This window comes from Pseudomonas sp. NFACC32-1 (genome assembly GCF_900101215.1).
Taxonomy (GTDB): Bacteria; Pseudomonadota; Gammaproteobacteria; order Pseudomonadales; family Pseudomonadaceae; genus Aquipseudomonas.
The window spans coordinates 271,567-290,049 of the sequence record NZ_FMUL01000005.1; the positions used below are offsets into that span (position 1 = coordinate 271,567).

General features: G+C 60.3%; 19 protein-coding genes and 1 tRNA gene. 14 read left to right on the plus strand and 6 right to left on the minus strand.

Annotated features, from left to right (window positions below; all coding sequences use genetic code 11):
- The first annotated feature begins 108 nt into the window (after positions 1-108).
- The 4 genes from BLP99_RS11160 (at position 109) to BLP99_RS11175 (ending at position 3,832) form a co-directional block, all read left to right on the plus strand.
- Positions 109-450 carry a ribonuclease E inhibitor RraB gene (locus BLP99_RS11160; RefSeq protein WP_072393259.1) on the plus strand — a complete coding sequence of 114 codons (342 nt, stop codon included), beginning with the start codon at positions 109-111 and terminating at the stop codon, positions 448-450.
- A 194-nt stretch (positions 451-644) separates the two neighbouring features.
- On the plus strand, positions 645-2,054 hold the full coding sequence (locus BLP99_RS11165) for a circularly permuted type 2 ATP-grasp protein (protein WP_072431823.1): 1,410 nt from the start codon (positions 645-647) through the stop codon (positions 2,052-2,054).
- 27 nt (positions 2,055-2,081) lie between these two features.
- Positions 2,082-3,032 (plus strand): alpha-E domain-containing protein, encoded by a 951-nt coding sequence (locus BLP99_RS11170; protein ID WP_072431824.1) that lies wholly within the window; start codon positions 2,082-2,084, stop codon positions 3,030-3,032.
- Positions 3,029-3,832 (plus strand): transglutaminase family protein, encoded by an 804-nt coding sequence (locus BLP99_RS11175; RefSeq protein ID WP_072459189.1) that lies wholly within the window; start codon positions 3,029-3,031, stop codon positions 3,830-3,832. The genes BLP99_RS11170 and BLP99_RS11175 overlap by 4 nt, the downstream gene beginning before the upstream one ends.
- 4 nt (positions 3,833-3,836) lie before the next feature.
- Here BLP99_RS11175 and BLP99_RS11180 read toward each other — a convergent pair whose 3' ends face one another.
- The gene (locus tag BLP99_RS11180) at positions 3,837-4,664 is read right to left on the minus strand and encodes a c-type cytochrome (RefSeq protein WP_072393246.1); all 828 of its coding nucleotides are present in this window, start codon (positions 4,662-4,664) and stop codon (positions 3,837-3,839) included.
- 590 nt (positions 4,665-5,254) lie between these two features.
- On the opposite strand from BLP99_RS11180, the gene BLP99_RS11185 reads away from it, so the two are divergent.
- The 3 genes from BLP99_RS11185 (at position 5,255) to BLP99_RS11195 (ending at position 9,467) form a co-directional block, all read left to right on the plus strand.
- Positions 5,255-6,460, plus strand: a complete 1,206-nt coding sequence (locus BLP99_RS11185; protein WP_072431826.1) for an acetyl-CoA C-acetyltransferase — start codon at positions 5,255-5,257, stop codon at positions 6,458-6,460.
- A 41-nt stretch (positions 6,461-6,501) separates the two neighbouring features.
- The gene (locus BLP99_RS11190; protein WP_092180323.1) at positions 6,502-8,646 is read left to right on the plus strand and encodes a 3-hydroxyacyl-CoA dehydrogenase NAD-binding domain-containing protein; all 2,145 of its coding nucleotides are present in this window, start codon (positions 6,502-6,504) and stop codon (positions 8,644-8,646) included.
- A gap of 86 nt (positions 8,647-8,732) precedes the next feature.
- A complete protein-coding gene (locus BLP99_RS11195) occupies positions 8,733-9,467 on the plus strand; it encodes an amidotransferase (protein ID WP_072393237.1) in 735 nt (244 codons plus the stop codon).
- 147 nt (positions 9,468-9,614) lie between these two features.
- Here the strand turns inward: BLP99_RS11195 and BLP99_RS11200 are convergent, their stop codons facing one another.
- From BLP99_RS11200 to BLP99_RS11210, 3 genes are all read right to left on the minus strand, one after another.
- Complete coding sequence (locus tag BLP99_RS11200) at positions 9,615-10,586, minus strand: magnesium and cobalt transport protein CorA (protein WP_072393234.1); 972 nt, start codon at positions 10,584-10,586, stop codon at positions 9,615-9,617.
- A gap of 136 nt (positions 10,587-10,722) precedes the next feature.
- Complete coding sequence (locus BLP99_RS11205) at positions 10,723-11,445, minus strand: lysophospholipid acyltransferase family protein (RefSeq protein WP_072393231.1); 723 nt, start codon at positions 11,443-11,445, stop codon at positions 10,723-10,725.
- Between the two features lie 207 nt (positions 11,446-11,652).
- Entirely contained in the window at positions 11,653-12,342 is a 690-nt protein-coding gene (locus tag BLP99_RS11210; protein ID WP_092180325.1) for a crotonase/enoyl-CoA hydratase family protein, read from the minus strand.
- A 307-nt stretch (positions 12,343-12,649) separates the two neighbouring features.
- Here BLP99_RS11210 and BLP99_RS11215 point away from each other — a divergent pair.
- The 4 genes from BLP99_RS11215 to BLP99_RS11230 all read left to right on the plus strand — a co-directional run bounded on the left by BLP99_RS11215 (position 12,650) and on the right by BLP99_RS11230 (position 14,519).
- Positions 12,650-12,739, plus strand: a tRNA-Ser gene (locus BLP99_RS11215).
- A 333-nt stretch (positions 12,740-13,072) separates the two neighbouring features.
- On the plus strand, positions 13,073-13,546 hold the full coding sequence (locus BLP99_RS11220; protein WP_143007944.1) for a hypothetical protein: 474 nt from the start codon (positions 13,073-13,075) through the stop codon (positions 13,544-13,546).
- 162 nt (positions 13,547-13,708) lie between these two features.
- On the plus strand, positions 13,709-14,206 hold the full coding sequence (locus BLP99_RS11225) for a nuclear transport factor 2 family protein (protein ID WP_231991056.1): 498 nt from the start codon (positions 13,709-13,711) through the stop codon (positions 14,204-14,206).
- Positions 14,207-14,291: 85 nt separating this feature from the next.
- On the plus strand, positions 14,292-14,519 hold the full coding sequence (locus tag BLP99_RS11230) for an integrase (protein ID WP_072393222.1): 228 nt from the start codon (positions 14,292-14,294) through the stop codon (positions 14,517-14,519).
- A 279-nt stretch (positions 14,520-14,798) separates the two neighbouring features.
- Here the strand turns inward: BLP99_RS11230 and BLP99_RS11235 are convergent, their stop codons facing one another.
- The gene (locus BLP99_RS11235) at positions 14,799-15,377 is read right to left on the minus strand and encodes a TetR/AcrR family transcriptional regulator (protein ID WP_072459194.1); all 579 of its coding nucleotides are present in this window, start codon (positions 15,375-15,377) and stop codon (positions 14,799-14,801) included.
- 167 nt (positions 15,378-15,544) lie between these two features.
- Between BLP99_RS11235 and BLP99_RS11240 the strand changes: the two genes are divergently transcribed.
- Both BLP99_RS11240 and BLP99_RS11245 read left to right on the plus strand, forming a co-directional pair.
- Entirely contained in the window at positions 15,545-16,342 is a 798-nt protein-coding gene (locus BLP99_RS11240) for a crotonase/enoyl-CoA hydratase family protein (RefSeq protein ID WP_072393216.1), read from the plus strand.
- 106 nt (positions 16,343-16,448) lie between these two features.
- Positions 16,449-17,330 carry an alpha/beta hydrolase family protein gene (locus BLP99_RS11245; RefSeq protein ID WP_072431831.1) on the plus strand — a complete coding sequence of 294 codons (882 nt, stop codon included), beginning with the start codon at positions 16,449-16,451 and terminating at the stop codon, positions 17,328-17,330.
- 29 nt (positions 17,331-17,359) lie between these two features.
- Here BLP99_RS11245 and BLP99_RS11250 read toward each other — a convergent pair whose 3' ends face one another.
- A complete protein-coding gene (locus tag BLP99_RS11250) occupies positions 17,360-17,884 on the minus strand; it encodes a hypothetical protein (protein ID WP_371128593.1) in 525 nt (174 codons plus the stop codon).
- 1 nt (position 17,885) lies between these two features.
- Between BLP99_RS11250 and BLP99_RS11255 the strand changes: the two genes are divergently transcribed.
- On the plus strand, positions 17,886-18,467 hold the full coding sequence (locus BLP99_RS11255) for a GNAT family N-acetyltransferase (protein WP_072459196.1): 582 nt from the start codon (positions 17,886-17,888) through the stop codon (positions 18,465-18,467).
- Positions 18,468-18,483: the final 16 nt, after the last annotated feature.

An 18,483-nucleotide genomic window follows, 5' to 3' on the forward strand; every position in this document is an offset into this window, starting at 1 on the left:
CTACATGCTTGTGTCCCGACGGTCAGTTGATGCCGTGTTGCACGCAATCCCCGGATTGCCTGCGCGGGAAGACGGAAAGTCTATCCATCGATTTGAGGAGGACGTTTCATGAGCACAGCCTATCAAGAAGACATCAGCACCCGTGTGTTGCGCCGCATGAAAGAAGGCGGGTTCGATTTTTCACAATTCCATCCCATCGAGTTCTACGCCATCTTCCCGGATGAGGAGCGGGCGCGCAGGGCGGCGGGTCAATTTCGGGGTGAGTCCCTGAATGCACAGATCAGTCCACGGGATGACGGTGGCTGGTCACTGGAACTGAGTCGGGTGATGTACGCCACCTACGATGACATCGGGGACTTCGAGCAAGACTTCGAAGCGGTTGTGGAGCCCTTGGGCGGTGTCATCGAGGGTTGGGGCGTCAAGCAGGAAATCCGGCGCTTCCAGGCCTGAGGATTCATCCGCGACAACTGACAACGGCTGGCCTTTGGGCCGGCCGTTTTTCGTTTTGTACCCAACTGTATCCGGGACGGGCCGGGTTCTTTTTCCATGTCTATGCTCAGGGGAGCGAAGCTCCTGCGCCGCAACGAACCAGCGGCGCAGGAGAGGGCCGCGATGCCTTGATGTCGGATGACAGGGAGAACGGCATGAGCCGCGCCGGTTTTGATGAAATGTACGATGCCGAGGGTCAGGTTCGCCCGCATTACCGGGCGTTTGCCCATTGGCTGGCGTCAGCGCCGGAGGAGCTCCTGGCCCAGCGGCGGCGCGAAGCCGATCTGTTGTTTCATCGTGCGGGAATTACCTTCACGCTCTACGGCGATGAGCAGGGAACGGAGCGCCTGATTCCCTTCGACACGATCCCGCGCAGCATTCCCGCCAGCGAATGGCGAGTCGTCGAGCGTGGCTGCGTCCAACGGGTCCGGGCGCTGAACATGTTCCTGGCCGACCTCTACCATGAGCAACGGATCATCCGTGCCGGCATCATCCCGGCCGAACAGGTGTTGGCCAACGAACAATATCAGCTGGCGATGCAAGGCCTGGATCTGCATCGTGACGTCTATGCCCACATCTGCGGTATCGATCTCGTACGCGATGGGGATGGCACGTACTACGTACTCGAGGACAATCTTCGTACGCCCAGTGGCGTGAGCTATATGCTGGAAGACCGCAAGATGATGATGCGGCTGTTCCCCGAACTGTTCGCGGCCCAGCGCATCGCCCCCATCGACCATTATCCCAACCTGCTGCTCGATACCCTGAGAAGCGCCAGCGCGCTGGAAGATCCCAGCGTCGTGGTGCTCACGCCGGGGCGTTTCAACAGTGCATTCTTCGAACATGCATTCCTGGCCCGGGAAATGGGCGTGGAGCTGGTGGAAGGCGCGGACCTGTTCGTACGCGATGACAAGGTGTTCATGCGTACCACCGACGGGCCGAAAGCGGTGGATGTGATCTACCGGCGCCTTGACGATGCGTACCTCGATCCGCTGGCCTTCAATCCGGAATCGATGCTCGGCGTGCCGGGGATCCTGTCCTCCTACCGCTCCGGCAACGTGGTGCTGGCCAATGCCATCGGTACCGGCGTGGCGGACGACAAGTCGGTGTACCCGTTCGTCACCGATATGATCCGTTTCTACCTGGATGAAGAACCGGTCCTGAAGAACGTTCCCACCTGGCAGTGTCGTGATCCTGTCCATCTGTCCCATGTACTGGCGCACCTTCCAGACCTGGTGGTCAAGGAAACCCAAGGTTCCGGTGGGTATGGAATGCTGGTGGGGCCTACTTCGACGAAGGCCCAGATCGACGCATTCCGGGAGCGGATCAAGGCCAGGCCGCATGCGTATATCGCCCAGCCGACGCTATCGCTTTCCACCTGCCCGACTTTCGTCGAGAACGGTATCGCACCGCGACACATCGATTTGCGACCGTTCGTGTTGTCCGGCCACGAAACCCGGGTAGTGCCCGGTGGCCTGACCCGCGTAGCGCTTCGCGAAGGATCGCTGGTGGTCAATTCGTCCCAGGGTGGTGGCACCAAGGACACCTGGGTGGTCGAGCAATGAGGGAGCTACGATGCCAGGAAGCCTGCCATGTTGAGTAGAACCGCCTCGGACCTTTACTGGATGTCACGTTACCTGGAGCGGGCGGAAAATCTCGCCCGGATGCTCGACGTCAGTTATTCGCTGTCCTTGATGCCCCAGGACGGTCATGGCGATGGCCTGCACGAGTTGGCCATGCCCTTGCTGATCACCGGTACGCTGGATGACTACCGGGAGCGACACGGCGATCTGCATGCCGAGCGATTGCTGCATTTCTTCGCCCTGGAGGCCGCCAACCCCGCCAGTATCTACAGTTGCCTCGGGGCGGCTCGGGCCAGCGCCCATGCGGTGCGTGGGCGAATTACCGCCGACATGTGGGAAAACATCAATGCCACCTGGCTGGATATCCGCGATATTGCCGGGCAGGGCCTGGGGCGTTACGGGCTGAGCCGTTTCTGTGAATGGATCAAGGAGAGGTCCCACCTGTTTCGGGGGGCAACCTATGGCACCGTCATGCGCAACGATGCGTTCAGGTTCATCCGCCTGGGAACGTTTATCGAAAGGGCCGACAACACCCTGCGTCTGCTCGATGCCCGCTATGAGATGGCCGGCGACCAGGCTGACGCCGTCAGCGACGGCACGGCCCATGCGTATTATCAGTGGAGCGCGCTGTTGCGTGCCCTGTCTTCCTTCGAAGCCTATACCGAGATCTACCGCGATGCCCCCGGAGCCCGCCATGTGGCCGAGTTGCTGTTGTTGCGTGCCGATGTGCCGCGCTCGCTGCGCGCCTGCACCGAGGAAATCGACCAGATCCTGGCCAGCCTGCCAGGGACCAATGGGCGGCCGGCGCAACGCCTGGCGGCGCAGATGGATGCACGCCTGCGCTATACCGGTATCCATGAAATCCTTGATGGAGGTCTGCATGCCTGGCTCACGGAGTTCATCCCGAGGGTCCGCGAGCTGGGCGACGCGATCCACCGTTCCTACCTGGAGGTCATATGAGACTCTCGATCAGCCACGAAACGGCCTACCACTATGAACATCAGGTTCGCGCCAGCATCCAGTACCTGCGCCTCACACCCCAAGACAGCGAACGCCAGCACGTGCTGAGCTGGAAGCTCGACTTGCCTCGACCGGTGCGTTCCCAGCTGGATCCGTTCGGCAATATTCTCCATGTGCTCACCCTGGACGAGCCCCACGAAACCATCATCATTGGTGCACGCGGCCAGGTCGATATCGATCCCTCGCATGAGGCCGAGCATGAGCAACGCTCGGCGCTACCGTTCCTGCGGTTCACCCGGCTGACCGAAGCGGACGAGGCCTTGCGTGACTTCGCCCATGAGCAGTGCGGGCAACGGCGTGACCGCGTGGCACTGATCGACCTGATGCACGGGCTGAACCGGCACATCGCGTATACCCCGGGCTCGACCGAGGTCGAGACCCGCGCGGCACAGGCGTTCGCCGGCCGCAGCGGGGTGTGCCAGGATCATACCCACGCCTTCCTGGCCTGCGCCCGCAGTCTGGGCGTGCCGGCGCGCTATGTGTCTGGCTATGTGTACAGCGACGGCTGCGAGCACCTGGCCAGTCATGCCTGGGCCGAAGCCTGGCTCGACGACGCCTGGTACAGCTTCGATGTCACGCACCAACTGGCCCGCCCGGAGCGACACTTGAAACTGGCCGTAGGCCTGGATTACCTCGACGCCTGCCCGGTACGGGGCATGCGTCGCGATGGCGGTTGCGAGCAGATGCGGGCCCGGGTGGTCGTGACGCCGGCTACGGTGGTTGCCTGGCAGGAACAATGATGCCTCATGGACTCGGCAGCTGTTTGCGTCCGGCCATGTGCTTCAGATAACCCACCAACAGGTCCAGTTCCGAATCCGGCAACACCGCTGCGGAGAACCCTGGCATCTTCCCTTGGGGCCAGCGGCGCAGGCTCTGGGGGTCGCGGATGTAGCGTTTGAGGAAGTCCCCCGAGAAGTATTCGGTGGGATTGAAGGGAATATTCAGGTCCGGACCGAACTGTGCGTCGCCCGCGCCATTGAGGCGGTGACACGCCAGGCAGTTTTTCTGGAACAGCTCGAAGCCTTTGTTGACCGGATCGTCCTTGGCCAGGGTAGGCGCCGGCAGCAGGGCAGGGAAGCGTTCGGCTACCGCTGGCAGGCGCTTGATGCTCGCCACCGCGTAGGGCCATTGCTCGGGGCTGATATGGCCCGCCTGCGGATCGGTCCAGACCAGGTAGAAAGGCCCGGCGCTGTGCTTGCCTTCACCCAGTGGAGGCCATGGCGCGGCCGGATCCTCTATCGCCAGCCAGGCGCGTGCGCCGCTCTTGTTCAACAAGGGCGCAGCGGGCAATTCGGCGGCGAAGCCATCCAGTGCCACGGCTTGCAGATGATCGTCCGGCTGGATGCCGGTCAACAACTCCGTCAGCGGCACGGCGCGGTAGGTCATCGGTTTCTTGTAGGAGACGTCCTCGGCGATTTGTACGGTCCGGGCTTGCGGATGCTTGAGCAGTTCTTCGGTTTGCCAGGTGCGTGTATTCGCGCCCAGTTCCAGCGTCAGCTGGGCGGCGTACAGGGGCGTGCCGAGCAGCAACGCCCCGAGCATGATGAGAGCCTTCAATGGATCGCCTTCCATGTCGAGTGGGGTGCCGCAAAGGTTGGCACAGCCACTGCGGCCCGAACAACGAGCCTGTCGCTTTTTTTAGCGAGAAACACAGTATCGAGGCAACTGCCCGCGTACGGATTCAGCCGATCATCTTGGGGATATTCGGCAGAATCAACAGCAGCGTCGTGGCGAAGAGAATGAGTCCGGCTTGACGAACTTTCGTATGTTTGAACATGGCTGACCCGCCTTTTTTGTTATTTCCTGAGCCAGCCTGCATAACTCCATGACGGCTGGCGTTGCACTTCCTGTCTGACAAGCGCCTCGGCAAAACCCGACGACTCTCTTGTACAAGGATTACATTAGGGGCCGCAGCCGGCTTGGCTTAGATCCAATTAGTATCAGTTTTTAACCAGCAGTTATCAAAACGCTATGAGGCCTATTGCCATCTACCTGAAGGACCTTTTGCTAGACAGTTCGCTCTCCTGAAACGGTTAACCCGATAGCACGCTACCGTTCGTCTGACCGTGGTCGTCAACGCTGTTGAGCGCTGTGGTCATTGAATCCCCTGCCGCTGGGCTTATGGTTGGAGGCCTTGCATACAACTGCGGTTCGAGGGTGTCATGACCGAGGCTTTGATTTTCGACGCGTTGCGCACGCCCCGTGGCAAGGGCAAGGCTGACGGTGCCTTGTACAGCGTCAAGCCGGTGAGCTTGGTGAGTGGGCTGCTCAATGCCCTGCAGCAGCGCATGGACCTGGATACCGGCCAGGTGGATGACATCGTGCTCGGGTGTGTGACACCGGTGGGCGACCAGGGCGCCGACATCGCCAAGACCGCCGCCGTGGTGGCAGGCTGGGATATCAGTGTCGCGGGCATGCAGCTCAACCGGTTCTGTGCCTCGGGCCTGGAAGCGGTGAACCTGGCGGCGATGAAAGTGCGCTCCGGGTTCGAAGACCTGGTGGTGGCCGGTGGCGTCGAATCCATGTCCCGGGTGCCCATGGGCAGCGACGGCGGGGCCTGGGCGCTGGATCCGCAGTCCAACCTGTCGGGGCATTTCATACCCCAGGGCATCGGCGCCGACCTGATTGCCACCCTGGAAGGTTTCAGCCGGGAGGATGTCGACCGCTATGCACTGCATTCCCAGCACAAGGCTGCGCGAGCCAGGGCGGACGGTTCGTTCGATCGATCCCTGGTGACGGTGCGGGACCAGAACGGCCTGGCGCTGCTGGATCAGGATGAATTCATTCGCGCCGACTCGACCCTTGAGGGTCTTGGCAAGCTCAAGCCGAGTTTCGAGGCCATGGGCCAGATGGGATTTGATGCCACCGCACTCAGGGTCTACAGCCATGTCGAGCGGATCGATCATGTGCATACGCCGGGCAACAGCTCCGGGATCGTCGATGGCGCGGCGCTGATGCTGGTCGGCTCCGAAGCCAAGGGACGGGCCCTGGGCTTGCAACCCCGTGCACGGATCGTCGCCACGGCCATCACCAGCACCGACCCGACCATCATGCTCACCGGACCCGCGCCGGCTACCCGCAAGGCCTTGGCCAAGGCCGGCTTGCGGGTGCAGGACATCGACCTTTTCGAGGTCAACGAAGCGTTTGCCTCGGTGGTGCTCAAATTCATCAAGGACATGGCCATCGATCCGACGAAGGTCAACGTCAACGGCGGTTCCATTGCCCTGGGCCATCCCTTGGGGGCGACGGGGTGCGCGATCCTCGGCACCTTGCTCGACGAACTGGAGGCGCGTCGCCTGCGTTATGGCCTGGCGACCCTGTGCGTCGGTGGTGGCATGGGCATCGCCACGGTGATCGAGCGTCTCTGAGCCCGTCTTCAAGGAACCGTATTTTTTAAGGAACGCTGTCGATGACCGATGCCATACGTTACGAAGCAGGCCCCGACCGGATTGTCGTCCTGACCCTGGATATGCCGGGCCAGAGTGCCAATACCATGAATGCGGTGTACCGCGAGGCCATGGCCGCCTGCATCGCCCGACTGAATGCTGAAAAGGACCGCATAGCCGGGGTGGTCATCACGTCCGCCAAGAAAACCTTCTTCGCTGGCGGCGATCTCAACGAACTGGTCAAGGTCGGCAAGGACCAGGCCAAGGCGTTCTACGACATGATCCTGGCTCTCAAGGCGCAACTGCGCGCCCTGGAAACGTTGGGCAGGCCGGTGGTGGCCGCTATCAACGGCGCGGCCCTGGGCGGTGGCTGGGAGCTCTGCCTGGCCTGTCATCACCGTGTGGCGCTGGACGATCCATCCGTGCAGATCGGTCTGCCGGAGGTCACCCTCGGCCTGCTGCCGGGCGGTGGCGGGGTGGTGCGGATGGTGCGTCTGCTTGGCTTGGAGAAAGCCTTACCGTATCTGTTGGAGGGTAAGAGGGTCACCGCTCGGCAAGCCTTGCAGGTTGGGTTGATCGATGAGCTGGCAGGCGACCGTGACGAGTTGCTGGCCAAGGCTCGCGCCTGGATACTCGCCAATCCGAATGTGCTCCAGCCCTGGGATTTGAAGGGGTATCGGATTCCGGGGGGCACGCCATCCGACCCGGGCATGGCGCAGATGCTGGCGATTGCGCCTTCGATCCTGCGCAACAAGACCCAGGGTTGCCTGCCGGCGCCGGAGAAAATCCTTTGTGCAGCGGTGGAGGGCGCACAGGTGAGCTTCGACGCTGCGCACTTGATCGAAACCCGCTATTTCACCGAACTGACCACCGGCCAGGTGGCAAAGAACCTGATCGGTACCTTCTGGTTCCAGCTCAACGAGATCAAGGCCGGACGCTCCCGTCCGCAGGGTTTTGCGCCGTTCTCGACAAAAAAAGTCGGCGTGCTGGGAGCCGGTATGATGGGCGCCGGTATTGCCGGTGTCTGCGCCCAGGCCAACATCGAGGTGGTCCTCAAGGACATCGACCTGGCCGCGGCAGAGAAGGGCAAGGCTCGTCTGGCGGCTTTGCTCGACAGCAAGGTCGACCGCGGGCAGATCAGCGCGCAACAACACGAAGCCACGCTGGCGCGGATTCATGCCACTGACCGCGATGCCGACCTCGCCGGCTGCGACCTGATCATTGAAGCGGTGTTCGAAGATCGCGCCCTGAAGGCCAGGGTCTCGGCCGCCGCCCAGGCTCTGGCAGGGCACGACGCCGTGATTGCCTCCAACACTTCGACATTGCCTATCACCGGCCTGGCGACGGCGGTACCGGACCCGACGAAGTTCATCGGCCTGCACTTTTTCAGCCCGGTGGAAAAAATGCCCCTGGTGGAAATCATCAAGGGCGCCGGTACCAGTGATGAAACCCTGGCGCGCAGTTTCGATTTCGTCCTGCAGATCCACAAGACGCCGATTGTGGTCAACGACAGTCGCGGCTTCTTCACATCACGGGTCTTCGGTACCTTCGCCCAGGAAGGCATCGCCATGCTCGGCGAGGGCGTGAGTGCGCCCACGATCGAGACCGAAGCACGCAAGGCCGGCATGCCGGTCGGCCCCTTGGCGGTTTCTGATGAAGTTTCCCTCAGCCTGATGAGTCATATTCACGCCCAGACCCTTCAGGATCTGGAGGCGGAAGGGAAAGCCCCCATCGAGCATCCCGCGTTCGCGGTAATCGATTGGCTGCTCAATGAATGCAAGCGCCCAGGCAAGGCCGCTGGAGCGGGTTTCTACGAATACCCGGCCAGCGGGCCGAAGCACTTGTGGCCGGGACTCAAGATGCATTTCGAGGAGGCGGGCAGGCGGATTTCAGCGCAGGATATCCGTGACCGCTTGCTGTTCATCCAGGCCCTGGAGACGGTGCGTTGTGTGGAAGAGGGCGTGCTCACTTCGACGGCCGATGCCAACGTCGGCTCGATTTTTGGCATCGGCTTCGCGGCATGGACCGGCGGCGCGTTGCAGTTCATCAACCAGTACGGCCTGAAGGATTTCATTGCTCGCGCCCAGTATCTGTCCGAGCAATATGGCGAGCGTTTCGCTCCGCCGGCCCTGTTGCTGGAGAAGGCCGCGAAGCAGGAGCTGTTCTGACGACGAGGAAGGGCTTGCCTTGGAACAGTGTTTCGAGGCAGGCTCTTGGGTGTGCAATATTCCCATCACCGTGTCAGGTATTTTTTATGTCGCTACGCATCTGCATCTTGGAGACCGATATCCTGCGTCCGGAATTGGCCGATCAATATCAGGGCTACGGGCAGATGTTCCAGCGCCTGTTCTCGCAGCAGCCCATCGAGGCGCAATTCGTCGTCTACAACGTGATGCAAGGCCATTACCCCAGCGATGACGAGCGTTTCGATGCCTATCTCGTGACGGGCAGCAAGGCTGACTCCTTTGGCACCGATCCGTGGATTCAAACCCTCAAGGCCTTCCTGCTGGATCGCTACAAGCGGGGCGACAAATTGCTGGGCGTCTGTTTCGGGCATCAGTTGCTGGCGCTGTTGCTTGGCGGCAAGACCGAGCGCGCGACCCAGGGCTGGGGCGTAGGCACCCATCGCTACAAATTGGCAGCCAAGGCGCCATGGATGAGCCCGGTGATGGAAGAGCTGACCTTGCTGATCAGCCACCAGGACCAGGTCACCCAGCTTCCGGAAAACGCCACGGTCATTGCCTCCAGCGATTTCTGCCCGTTCGCCGCCTACCACATCGACGATCAGGTGTTGTGTTTCCAGGGCCATCCTGAATTCATCCACGACTATTCCCGGGCGTTGTTGGATATTCGCCAGGAACACCTGGGCGAAAAGGTCTACAGCCAGGGTGTGGCAAGCCTCGAACAGGAGCACCACGGCACGACCGTGGCGGAATGGATGATGCGTTTTGTCGCCCATAAGCCGCAGGCGGAAACGCCCCAGGGGTAAGCGCCGCAGGAAGGGTAGTCGGAGGGCGGGCTTGTCTGGAGAAGGGGCGGCCTGTCCGTTATCGATGCCGACTGACCGGGCAGCATTGCGCAACGCCCTGCACCATGGCTTCGGGCGTCATCCAGGACATCCTGCCTTTGGACCGCTCTATAACCACCCCGATCGCTTGAAGCTCGCCCAGAGCCCGGTGCACCCCACCGCGATCACTCCCAGCACCATGAAGTAGCCGTAATGCCAGGTCAGCTCTGGCATGTTCTCGAAGTTCATCCCGTAGATACCGGCCACCGCCGTGGGAAATGCGAGGATCGCGGCCCACGCTGCGAATTTGCGCTGCACCACGCTCTGGCGCGACGCTTCGAGCAATACCCCGACCTCGATGGTCTGGCTGGCGATATCCGCCAGGGTGGTCAGGTCTTCCATCTGCCGCGTGACATGGATCTGCACATCGCGGAAGTAAGGACGCATGTTCTTGTCGATGAAAGGAAAGCTCAGTCTCTGCAGTTCTTCACTGATTTCCACCATCGGCGCCGCGTAGCGACGCAGCCGTAAGACGTCCCGTCGCAAGCCATGGAGTTTCTGGATGTCCCGTTCGTTCAGGGCGCTGCACAGGACATGTTGTTCCAGCTCATCGATCTCGGCATGAATGGCTTCGCCCACTGGCTGGTAGTTCTCGATCACGAAGTCGAGGATGGCATAAAGAACGAAGTCTTCCCCATGCTCCAGCAGCAGGGGACGGGCCTCGCAGCGTTGTCGCACGTAGGCGTAGGACGCCGAGTGGCCGTTACGGGCGGTGATGATGTATCCATTGCCAGCGAAGATATGGGTCTCGATGAACTGCAGCTTGCCGTCCTTGCGTACCGGTGAATACGTCACAATGAACAGCGCATCGCCGAAGGTCTCCAGCTTCGGGCGGCTGTGCTTCTCCATGGCGTCTTCGATCGCCAGTTCATGCAGGTTGAACTGGCGCTGCAGGTTGGTCAGTTCCTCGTTATTGGGCTCCTCGAGGCCGATCCATACGAAATGATCGGGTTTGGCGGCCCAGGTGCTGCCTTCATCGAGGGTGATATTGGTGACTTTCTTACCGGCGCTGTAGACCGCAGCGGCAACGACTCTACCCATGGTGGTGGTTCACTTTTCTTGGAAATGGCAGTGACAGGCTATGCGATGCGCAGCTTAGCGCGCCCTGATGCTTGAGAGTCAGCAAAATCCGCCAAGTTCGCCGGCAAAAGAAAACCCGCCGTGGGGCGGGTTTCGTTCAGGATTTGCGGATCTGTCGATCCATCGACTCGATGCATTCATGCATCTGCTCACGGCATTGGTTCATGAGCCGGGGCATGTCTTCCATGCTCAGCCCGGCTGTAGGAATTGCTGGCAATGAGCGTATGAGAATGTCACCGCTGCGCCAGCGATTGAGGCGCATGTGGTTGACGTAGTTGCTGACGCACACCGGGACAATCGGTACCCCGGCGGCGATCGCCATCTGGAAGGCGCCTTTCTTGAATGGCAGCAACTCATGGCCAAGATTGCGCGTACCCTCCGGGAATACCCAGATGGACGTATCTTCATGCTGCAACGTGTGGGTGGTGGTCAGCATCGCCCGGCGTGCCTTGATCGCGTTGCCCCGGTCGATCAGCACGTTACCCGCCAGCCAGAACAGTTGCCCGAACAACGGCACCCATTTCAGACTCTTCTTGCCGATGCACACGGTGCGCCGCGGCACCACGCTGCCGAAGACGAACAGGTCATAGTTGGACTGATGATTGGCAATGATCACGCAGCTCCGAGGCTTGTTCGCCAGCGTATCCACCCCGGCCTTGAGCCGCAGGCCCAGGATCCACATCGCGGGCCAGGCATACAGCCGGGCGCATAAACGGCTGTTGTCCGGATTGAACGGTCGGCAGACGCCAAGGATCAGGCCGAGCACACCCGCGAGGATAAAGTGCAGGCCCAGCAACAACATACGCAGTACGAACAACATCTACAGGCCCATCGGGAAAAAGGTGGCGCAGTGTACGGATGTGCACTGTTTTCGGCAATTACTGCCCTGCAGGAAGGAGATGGGCGATGTTCGACGGCGTGCCCACGGATGGACGCGTCAGAAGCAGGCTAGAGCGGCCGGGGATTTTTAAACGCAACATGAAAAAGCCCGACACGTGGGCCGGGCTTCGATTCGCGGGTGTAGATGTCAAACCTGGAAATCCTGGTCCAGCAGAATGGCACTGTCCAACGTGTCCAGCAGAGCCTTGCGCACTTTCAACTTGGTCTGCTTGTGGGCGTTCATGTTGATTTTCTTCAACTGACGTGCCGCTTCCAGCGCAGCCCCTTGCAGCTCTTCGGCCGATACCGCCTTGTCGAGGAAGCCGGCATCCACCGCTGTCTGTGGATTGAACATCTCGCCGTTGATCACCGAGCGATGGAAGGCAGACTTGCGCAGGCGATCACGGGCCAGTTCGATTCCGGCGTGGTGCATGGTCATGCCGATCTGCACCTCGTTCAGGCCGATGCTGAAAGGCCCGTCCACGCCGATGCGGTAGTCCACCGAAAGCAGCAGGAAAGCGCCCTTGGCCACTGCATGGCCCGGGCACGCGACGATGACGGGGAAGGGGTGTGACAACAGGCGACGGGCAAGGGTCGAGCCCGCCGTGACCAGGCTCACCGCTTCCTTGGGGCCGGCAGTCATCACCTTCAAGTCGTAGCCGCCCGACAGAATGCCCGGTTGGCCGGTAATGATCACCACCGCCCGATCCGCCACTGCCCGATCCAGCGCAACGTTGAACGCGGTAATCACATCCGGCGAAATGGCGTTGACCTTGCCGTTGTTCAAGGTCAGGGTCGCGATACCGTCTTCGTGATGGTAGGCAATCAGATCGCTCATGACGCTATTCCTTGTAAGAGAAGTGATGCAGACGTTACCCACCACCGCAGGTCAGGTAAAGCGCCGTGACTGACTCACCGGTCAGCTGCCGGACCTCCTAAACAGCCTGCCCCACCCAATCGACCGCGCTGGGGGCCATCACGTCGCGTACAGACCGACCCGAAGATTGTCCGGTTTGCCATGTCCGCTGGATTTCAAATCGTCGTCCATCTTAAGCGCATGAAAATTCTCAAAAAAACCTTTGCCATCAGGAAAGCTTTCGACTACATTAGCGCGCCTCGACAGACTGAACAGTTTGCCGAGACACGGTGAAGTGTCCGAGTGGCTTAAGGAGCACGCCTGGAAAGTGTGTATACAGGAAACTGTATCGAGAGTTCGAATCTCTCCTTCACCGCCAAATTCGTTGAACACAAACCCCCGATTTTCAAGAGAAAATCGGGGGTTTGTGTTTTCTGGTGCCTGCAAAAAAGTAGCGATAGCGGCCCCGATCGATGCCGACGGTCCGCAGTTGCGTCGACTTGGCCGGCTGGGGTGGGTATGGAGGCGGATGCTGGCGTGCCGATGATGGTTGAATGGCCCGTCGCCGTCATTGGATAGTCGTTTTTGATTTGCTACTGTCCAGGCGTGAAATGGATTTGCTAACCAGACGGTACATTTTCGGTGGCAGCCCCTTCACGCTCGAACTACGCTCAAAACATCGTTTGTCGATTGGAAATGGAAAATGAAAAGGATGTCGCCTGCTGTCATTGCGCTGACAATGTTCGTCGCATGCTCGAATACCGTGCACGCCGATGCCGCTTCGCTCAATGACGCTCGTACCCTCGTTGCCCGGTCCGGAATGGGCAATAAACTCTCCTCCCTGGCGCTTTTGACGGCCAAGAGCAGTACGACCTACGCGGTTATCGCCGACAAGCTGGGAAACGCGAGTGCGAACAGCGCACTGTCCGATGAGATCAATGCACTGTTGCCGCAATACCAGCCCAAGTGGGATGAAAACCTGGCGGCTGCCTATGAACAGTCGTTTACCGGAGAAGAGTTGGCGTCCCTTGCCACCGAAGGCCGCGCCTCGAAGTACGCGCCGAAGGTCAGGGAGCGGCAAGACGGGATTGGTCGCTACATGGCGGTGAATGCCGAGCCTATCCTGGCGGCCCTGGCCTCCGATGCACTCAAGGCGACCTTGTCCAAATACGTTTCTCCACAGTAGGAAGCAGGTTTCGTCTGAAGAGCGCCAGGTTCAATTGCGTTTCGCCAGTCAGTGCCCCTTCCCAGCATCAGGCAACTTCGCAGCAGTATCGGGCAAAAGTTTTTGAGTGCGTGCCGTTAAGGTTTTCCCGGAGAGAAAATTCATCAACCGGGAGAAACCGCCATGACTCTATGGACAAGTTCGATCGTGCGTCTTCAGTTCTTTTTGCTGTGCCTGATACTGCCGGGAGCCGTTTGGGCTTCGCAAGCCTACGGCCAGGATGCCAACGCGCATCGGGTCCACCAGTCCTTCGTGAATTGGCAGCAGGGCAAAGGCAGTGTGTTCGATCTGCTGGCGCCCAATGCCAGATGGACAGTCGCCGGCTCCAGTCCCGTCTCCGGGGTGTACGAGAGCAAGGCAGATTTGATGGACCGGGCCGTACGCCCCATTACAGCCCGGCTGGCAACGCCCATTTTCCCTACGGTCCAGAGCATTGTTGCCGAAAATGACATCGTGGTCGTTCTCTGGAGCGGCAAGGCAACGGCGCTGGACCAGCAGCCCTATAACAATACTTACCTGTGGCACATGAAGTTCAAGGACGGGAAAGTGATCGAGGTAACCGCCTTACTCGACACTTATGTGCTGAACGACCTCCTGCACCGTGTGAAGCCAGCCGGTTGAGTCGGCCTTGGCGCATTGGCGCTCCAGAACAAAAGCAGCTATGCATGGTCTTTGAGAACCGAAACTCAACGCCTGAGGTTGCATAATGAGTCTGATCGATTGTCCTGAATGCGCTTCCCGAATTTCCGACAAGGCTTACGCTTGCCCGCATTGCGGCAACCCGTTCAGGGAGCCAAGTTTCCGATTGACGGAAAAAAACGTCGGCCAGATCGCCGGAGTGACCGGCGTCTGGCTTACCGCGCCCTGGATCGCCCGCATGGTATTCGGTGTGACGGCCGTGATCGCGGTCGCTGCCGTGCTGATCCTGCGTTGAGGCAAGCGGGGGGACGCGACGCTGGTGCTGGTGACTACCGCGAGGTTGCGGCTGAACTCGAATACTCCACAACGCCGGTGTGTCTTGCCGTGAATGAGATGGTATCGCCTGTCTTCATCTCCAATTGCTCGCCGGTGTCGAGGGAAATGGCGATATGGCCTTCGATCAGCACGAAGGCTTCGTCGTTATCGAAGCAACAGCGAATTCAGACGGATGTGAAGTCAAAACACCCTGGAGGAAGGCAGGCCTGATGGCGGCTGCCTTGTTTGCACCACGCTCTCAGCCGGACGGGCTGCTGGCAGGTTCCAGCTGACGCATGCCGCGTTCGATCACGGCATCGATGTAACTTGAGTCGTCGTAGATGCGCGCCAACAGAATCGCACCTTCGAAATCGGCCACCAATTGTCGCGCCAGGCCATGCGCCTCAGTCTGGCCGTGGGCGGCGCGATAAAGCTCGGCGAAGGCCTGGGCCCAGTCATCCAGAAAGCGCCGGATCGGCGCCATGAGTTCCACCTTTCCATAAGTGGCATCGACTGCCACGACGCCCATCAGGCAACCGATCGAATCGTCCTGGAAGAGTCGCTTGGCCTTGCGTCCCATGCTGGCGAGGCGTTCGCGCACCGGCAGGTTTTCATCGAAAGCAATGGCGAACAACGATTGCTTCAATCGCTCGTGCGTCCAGTCCAGCACATCCCGCAGCAGCGCTTCCTTGTTGGGGTAATGGTGATAGAAGGAGGCCTTGGTCAGGCCGCAGGCCGATGACAGTTCATCCATGGTCGTGCCGTGGTAGCCGAGACGCTTGAAGGTATTGGCACAGCGTTGCAGAAGCACATCGCGTGGGATTTTCGGTGGACGCACGGGTAACTCCTGCGAACGATCATGCAAATTGATTCTACGGCATAAGCCTGACCGTCACAATTTGACGGTTACCGAATGTTTGTTTAGTTTTCTTGAACCGAACGTTCGGTAAGTAATGGGTTGGTACGGACCCTTACGTTCCTCCATGAAGCCAGGAGACTTTTTCCATGAGCGAAGCAAACAGTGGACCGGGTCGAGTGACCCGGGAGCAGCGCGGTCATCTGATCCTGATCGGCCTCGATCGGGCTGGTAAGCGCAATGCATTCGATAGTGCCATGCTGAACGACCTTGCCCTGGCCCTGGGCGAGTACGAGCGCAATGACGAGCTGCGTTGCGCCGTCGTATTCGCCCATGGCGAGCACTTCACCGCGGGTCTCGATCTGATGGAGTTGACCCCCAAACTGGCTTCGGGAGGCTTCAGGTACCCGGATGAAGGCATCGACCCGTGGGGTGTGTCGAAACCGCGCCGCAGCAAACCGGTGGTGGTGGCCATCCAAGGCACTTGCTGGACCGCCGGTATCGAACTGATGCTCAACGCCGACATCGCGATTGCCGCCAGCAATGCCCGCTTCGCGCACTTGGAAGTGCTGCGTGGCATCTCGCCGTCCGGCGGGTCCACCGTGCGTTTCACCCAGGCTGCCGGCTGGACTGACGCCATGCGCTACATGCTGACCGGCGAGCCATTCAATGCCGCCGATGCGCTGCGCATGCGCCTGTTGACCGAGGTCGTTGAGCCCGGGCAGGAGCTGGCGCGTGCCATCGAGTACGCCGAACGCATCGCCAAGGCTGCGCCCCTGGCGATCAAGGCCACCCTGCAATCAGCCTTCCAGGCTCGCGACGAAGGCGCCGATGCGGCCCTCGGCAAGCTCAACGATCTGCTGTTCACCCTGATCAAGAGCGAAGACGTGCGCGAAGGCGTCATGGCGATGATGCAAAAGCGCGAACCGGTGTTCAGAGGTCGTTGATTCCTCAGGGCAGGGGTAAGCGATGCAGCAGCACCAGACACCGATGGCAGCGCGCGGTATAGCGCGTCTGTCTGAAGCCCAGCGGCCTGTTAAGGCGGATTCTTTGATGATCGAACAACTGACGCTGGTGGCGGACGATGGCTACCGCCTGGCCGCCAACCGATACTCGGCCCAAGGGCCATTGAAAGGCAATCTCATCATGGCGGGCGCGACGGGTGTGCAACAACGCTTCTACCGCCGCTTCGCCGAACATGCCAGCAGACAGGGCTTCAATGTCCTGACGATGGATTACCGGGGTGTCGGTGCGTCCGCCCCCGACTCCTTGAAAGGCTTCGAGATGTCCTACCTCGATTGGGGGCTGCGCGACCTGGCGGCGGCCGTCGAGTACATGGATGACGCAGAGACGGGGTTGTACTGGGTCGGTCACTCTTTCGGAGGGCATGCATTGGGATTGCTGCCCAACCACCGCAAGATCGCGGCGGCCTATTGTTTTGGCACAGGGGCCGGATGGGCCGGGTGGATGCCCAGGCTGGAGGCCATCAAGGTGCGTCTGTTGTGGCGATGCGTCCTGCCACTGATCGTGACGTACAAGGGCTACATGGCCTGGAGCCTGCTGGGAATGGGCGACGACCTGCCGCTGGGGGTCTACAAGGATTGGCGGCGCTGGTGTGTCTATCCCCATTACTTCTTCGATGACCCATCGATGGCGGCTGTCGCCGACCGCTACGCGCAGGTCCGTTCGCCTTGTGTGTTCGCCAACGCGGTGGATGATCCATGGGCGCCGCCTCGCTCGAGAGACGCCTTCATCAAGGGCTATCGCAATGTGCCGTTACGGGTCCGGGACCTGCATCCTGAAACGAAAAAGCAACCCATCGGCCATATGGGCTATTTCCGTCCAGACGCCGCGCCCCTCTGGGATGAGGTTCTCGGCTGGTTCATTGACCAAAAAGCCTGGCAGACGAGCCAACGGCCAATGAGCGATGCCTGAACGTCAATCCGCAATCTATCCCATGGGGATCATCGTCCGATGGGATAGTGCTTGATACGGCACGGGTGGCTATTGCCGTCGCCTTTGCAGATGCCGTCCAGATAGCGATAGTCGACCTGCATGGATTGCCCTTTTCGAGGCCATTGCCGGCGAGGAAGCGTGGCCTGGTAATCGGCGGTTTCCGGCGTGAAGGTCAATGTTGACCCTTGCTCCGGACATTCCACCGAGGCTGACGCGGGGTTTGCCTTCAGGATCTTGGCTTGTAGTTGGGGGAATGGACGTTTCAATACGTCAGTAATCTCCAGGTCCATCTTGCAAATCTGCCAGGTTCCTGCCTGTGCGTGGCCACAGCACACCAGCAGTGCAAGAACCGATAACCCGTAGCGTGTTGCGTGAGATTTCATGATGGCTTGCCTGGGTTTCAGGTGTGTCGATGATGAAGCGATCAGACCTAGGATGCCCTGCGCGTTGAAATGCATCAAATCGTCGATCAGCGTAGAGACAGCGAAATGTCGGGCTATTATCGAGCCGACAACAGGAAGAAGGACCTTCACCGTGCAAATCTTCCCTGAGCTGCAGACCCGACGCCTTTTACTCTCGCCCCTGCAACTGAGCGACGCAGCGGCCATCCAGCAGCTGTTCCCTCATTGGGACGTGGTGCGTTATCTCGACAGTCGCGTGCCATGGCCATATCCCGATGACGGCGCGCTGGCGTACGTTCGCGACCAGGCACTTCCCGCCATGGCGGCGGGGCACGAATGGCACTGGATGATTCGCCTGCGCGAGGAGCCGTCCCCTTGCATCGGCAGCATCAGTCTGTATGACCAGCCCGGCAATAACCGAGGTTTCTGGCTGGCACCCCAATGGCAGGGGAAAGGCTATATGCGCGAAGCCTGCGAAGTCATCAATGTCTTTTGGTTCGAAACCCTGGGACGTCCCACGATGCGAGTCCCCAAGGCCGTCGGCAATCACGCCTCGCGCCGGATTTCGGAGCACGAGGGCATGCGTCTGGTGGCAACGGCTCAAGGGGATTTCGTTTGCGGGACTTTGCCCAAGGACATCTGGGAAATGACGCGGGAGAACTGGCTGGCAAGCACTGCTTCGCCCGACCCACAGCACCCAGGGGGGCTGCGGTAAATCCTTGAGGTTTCAG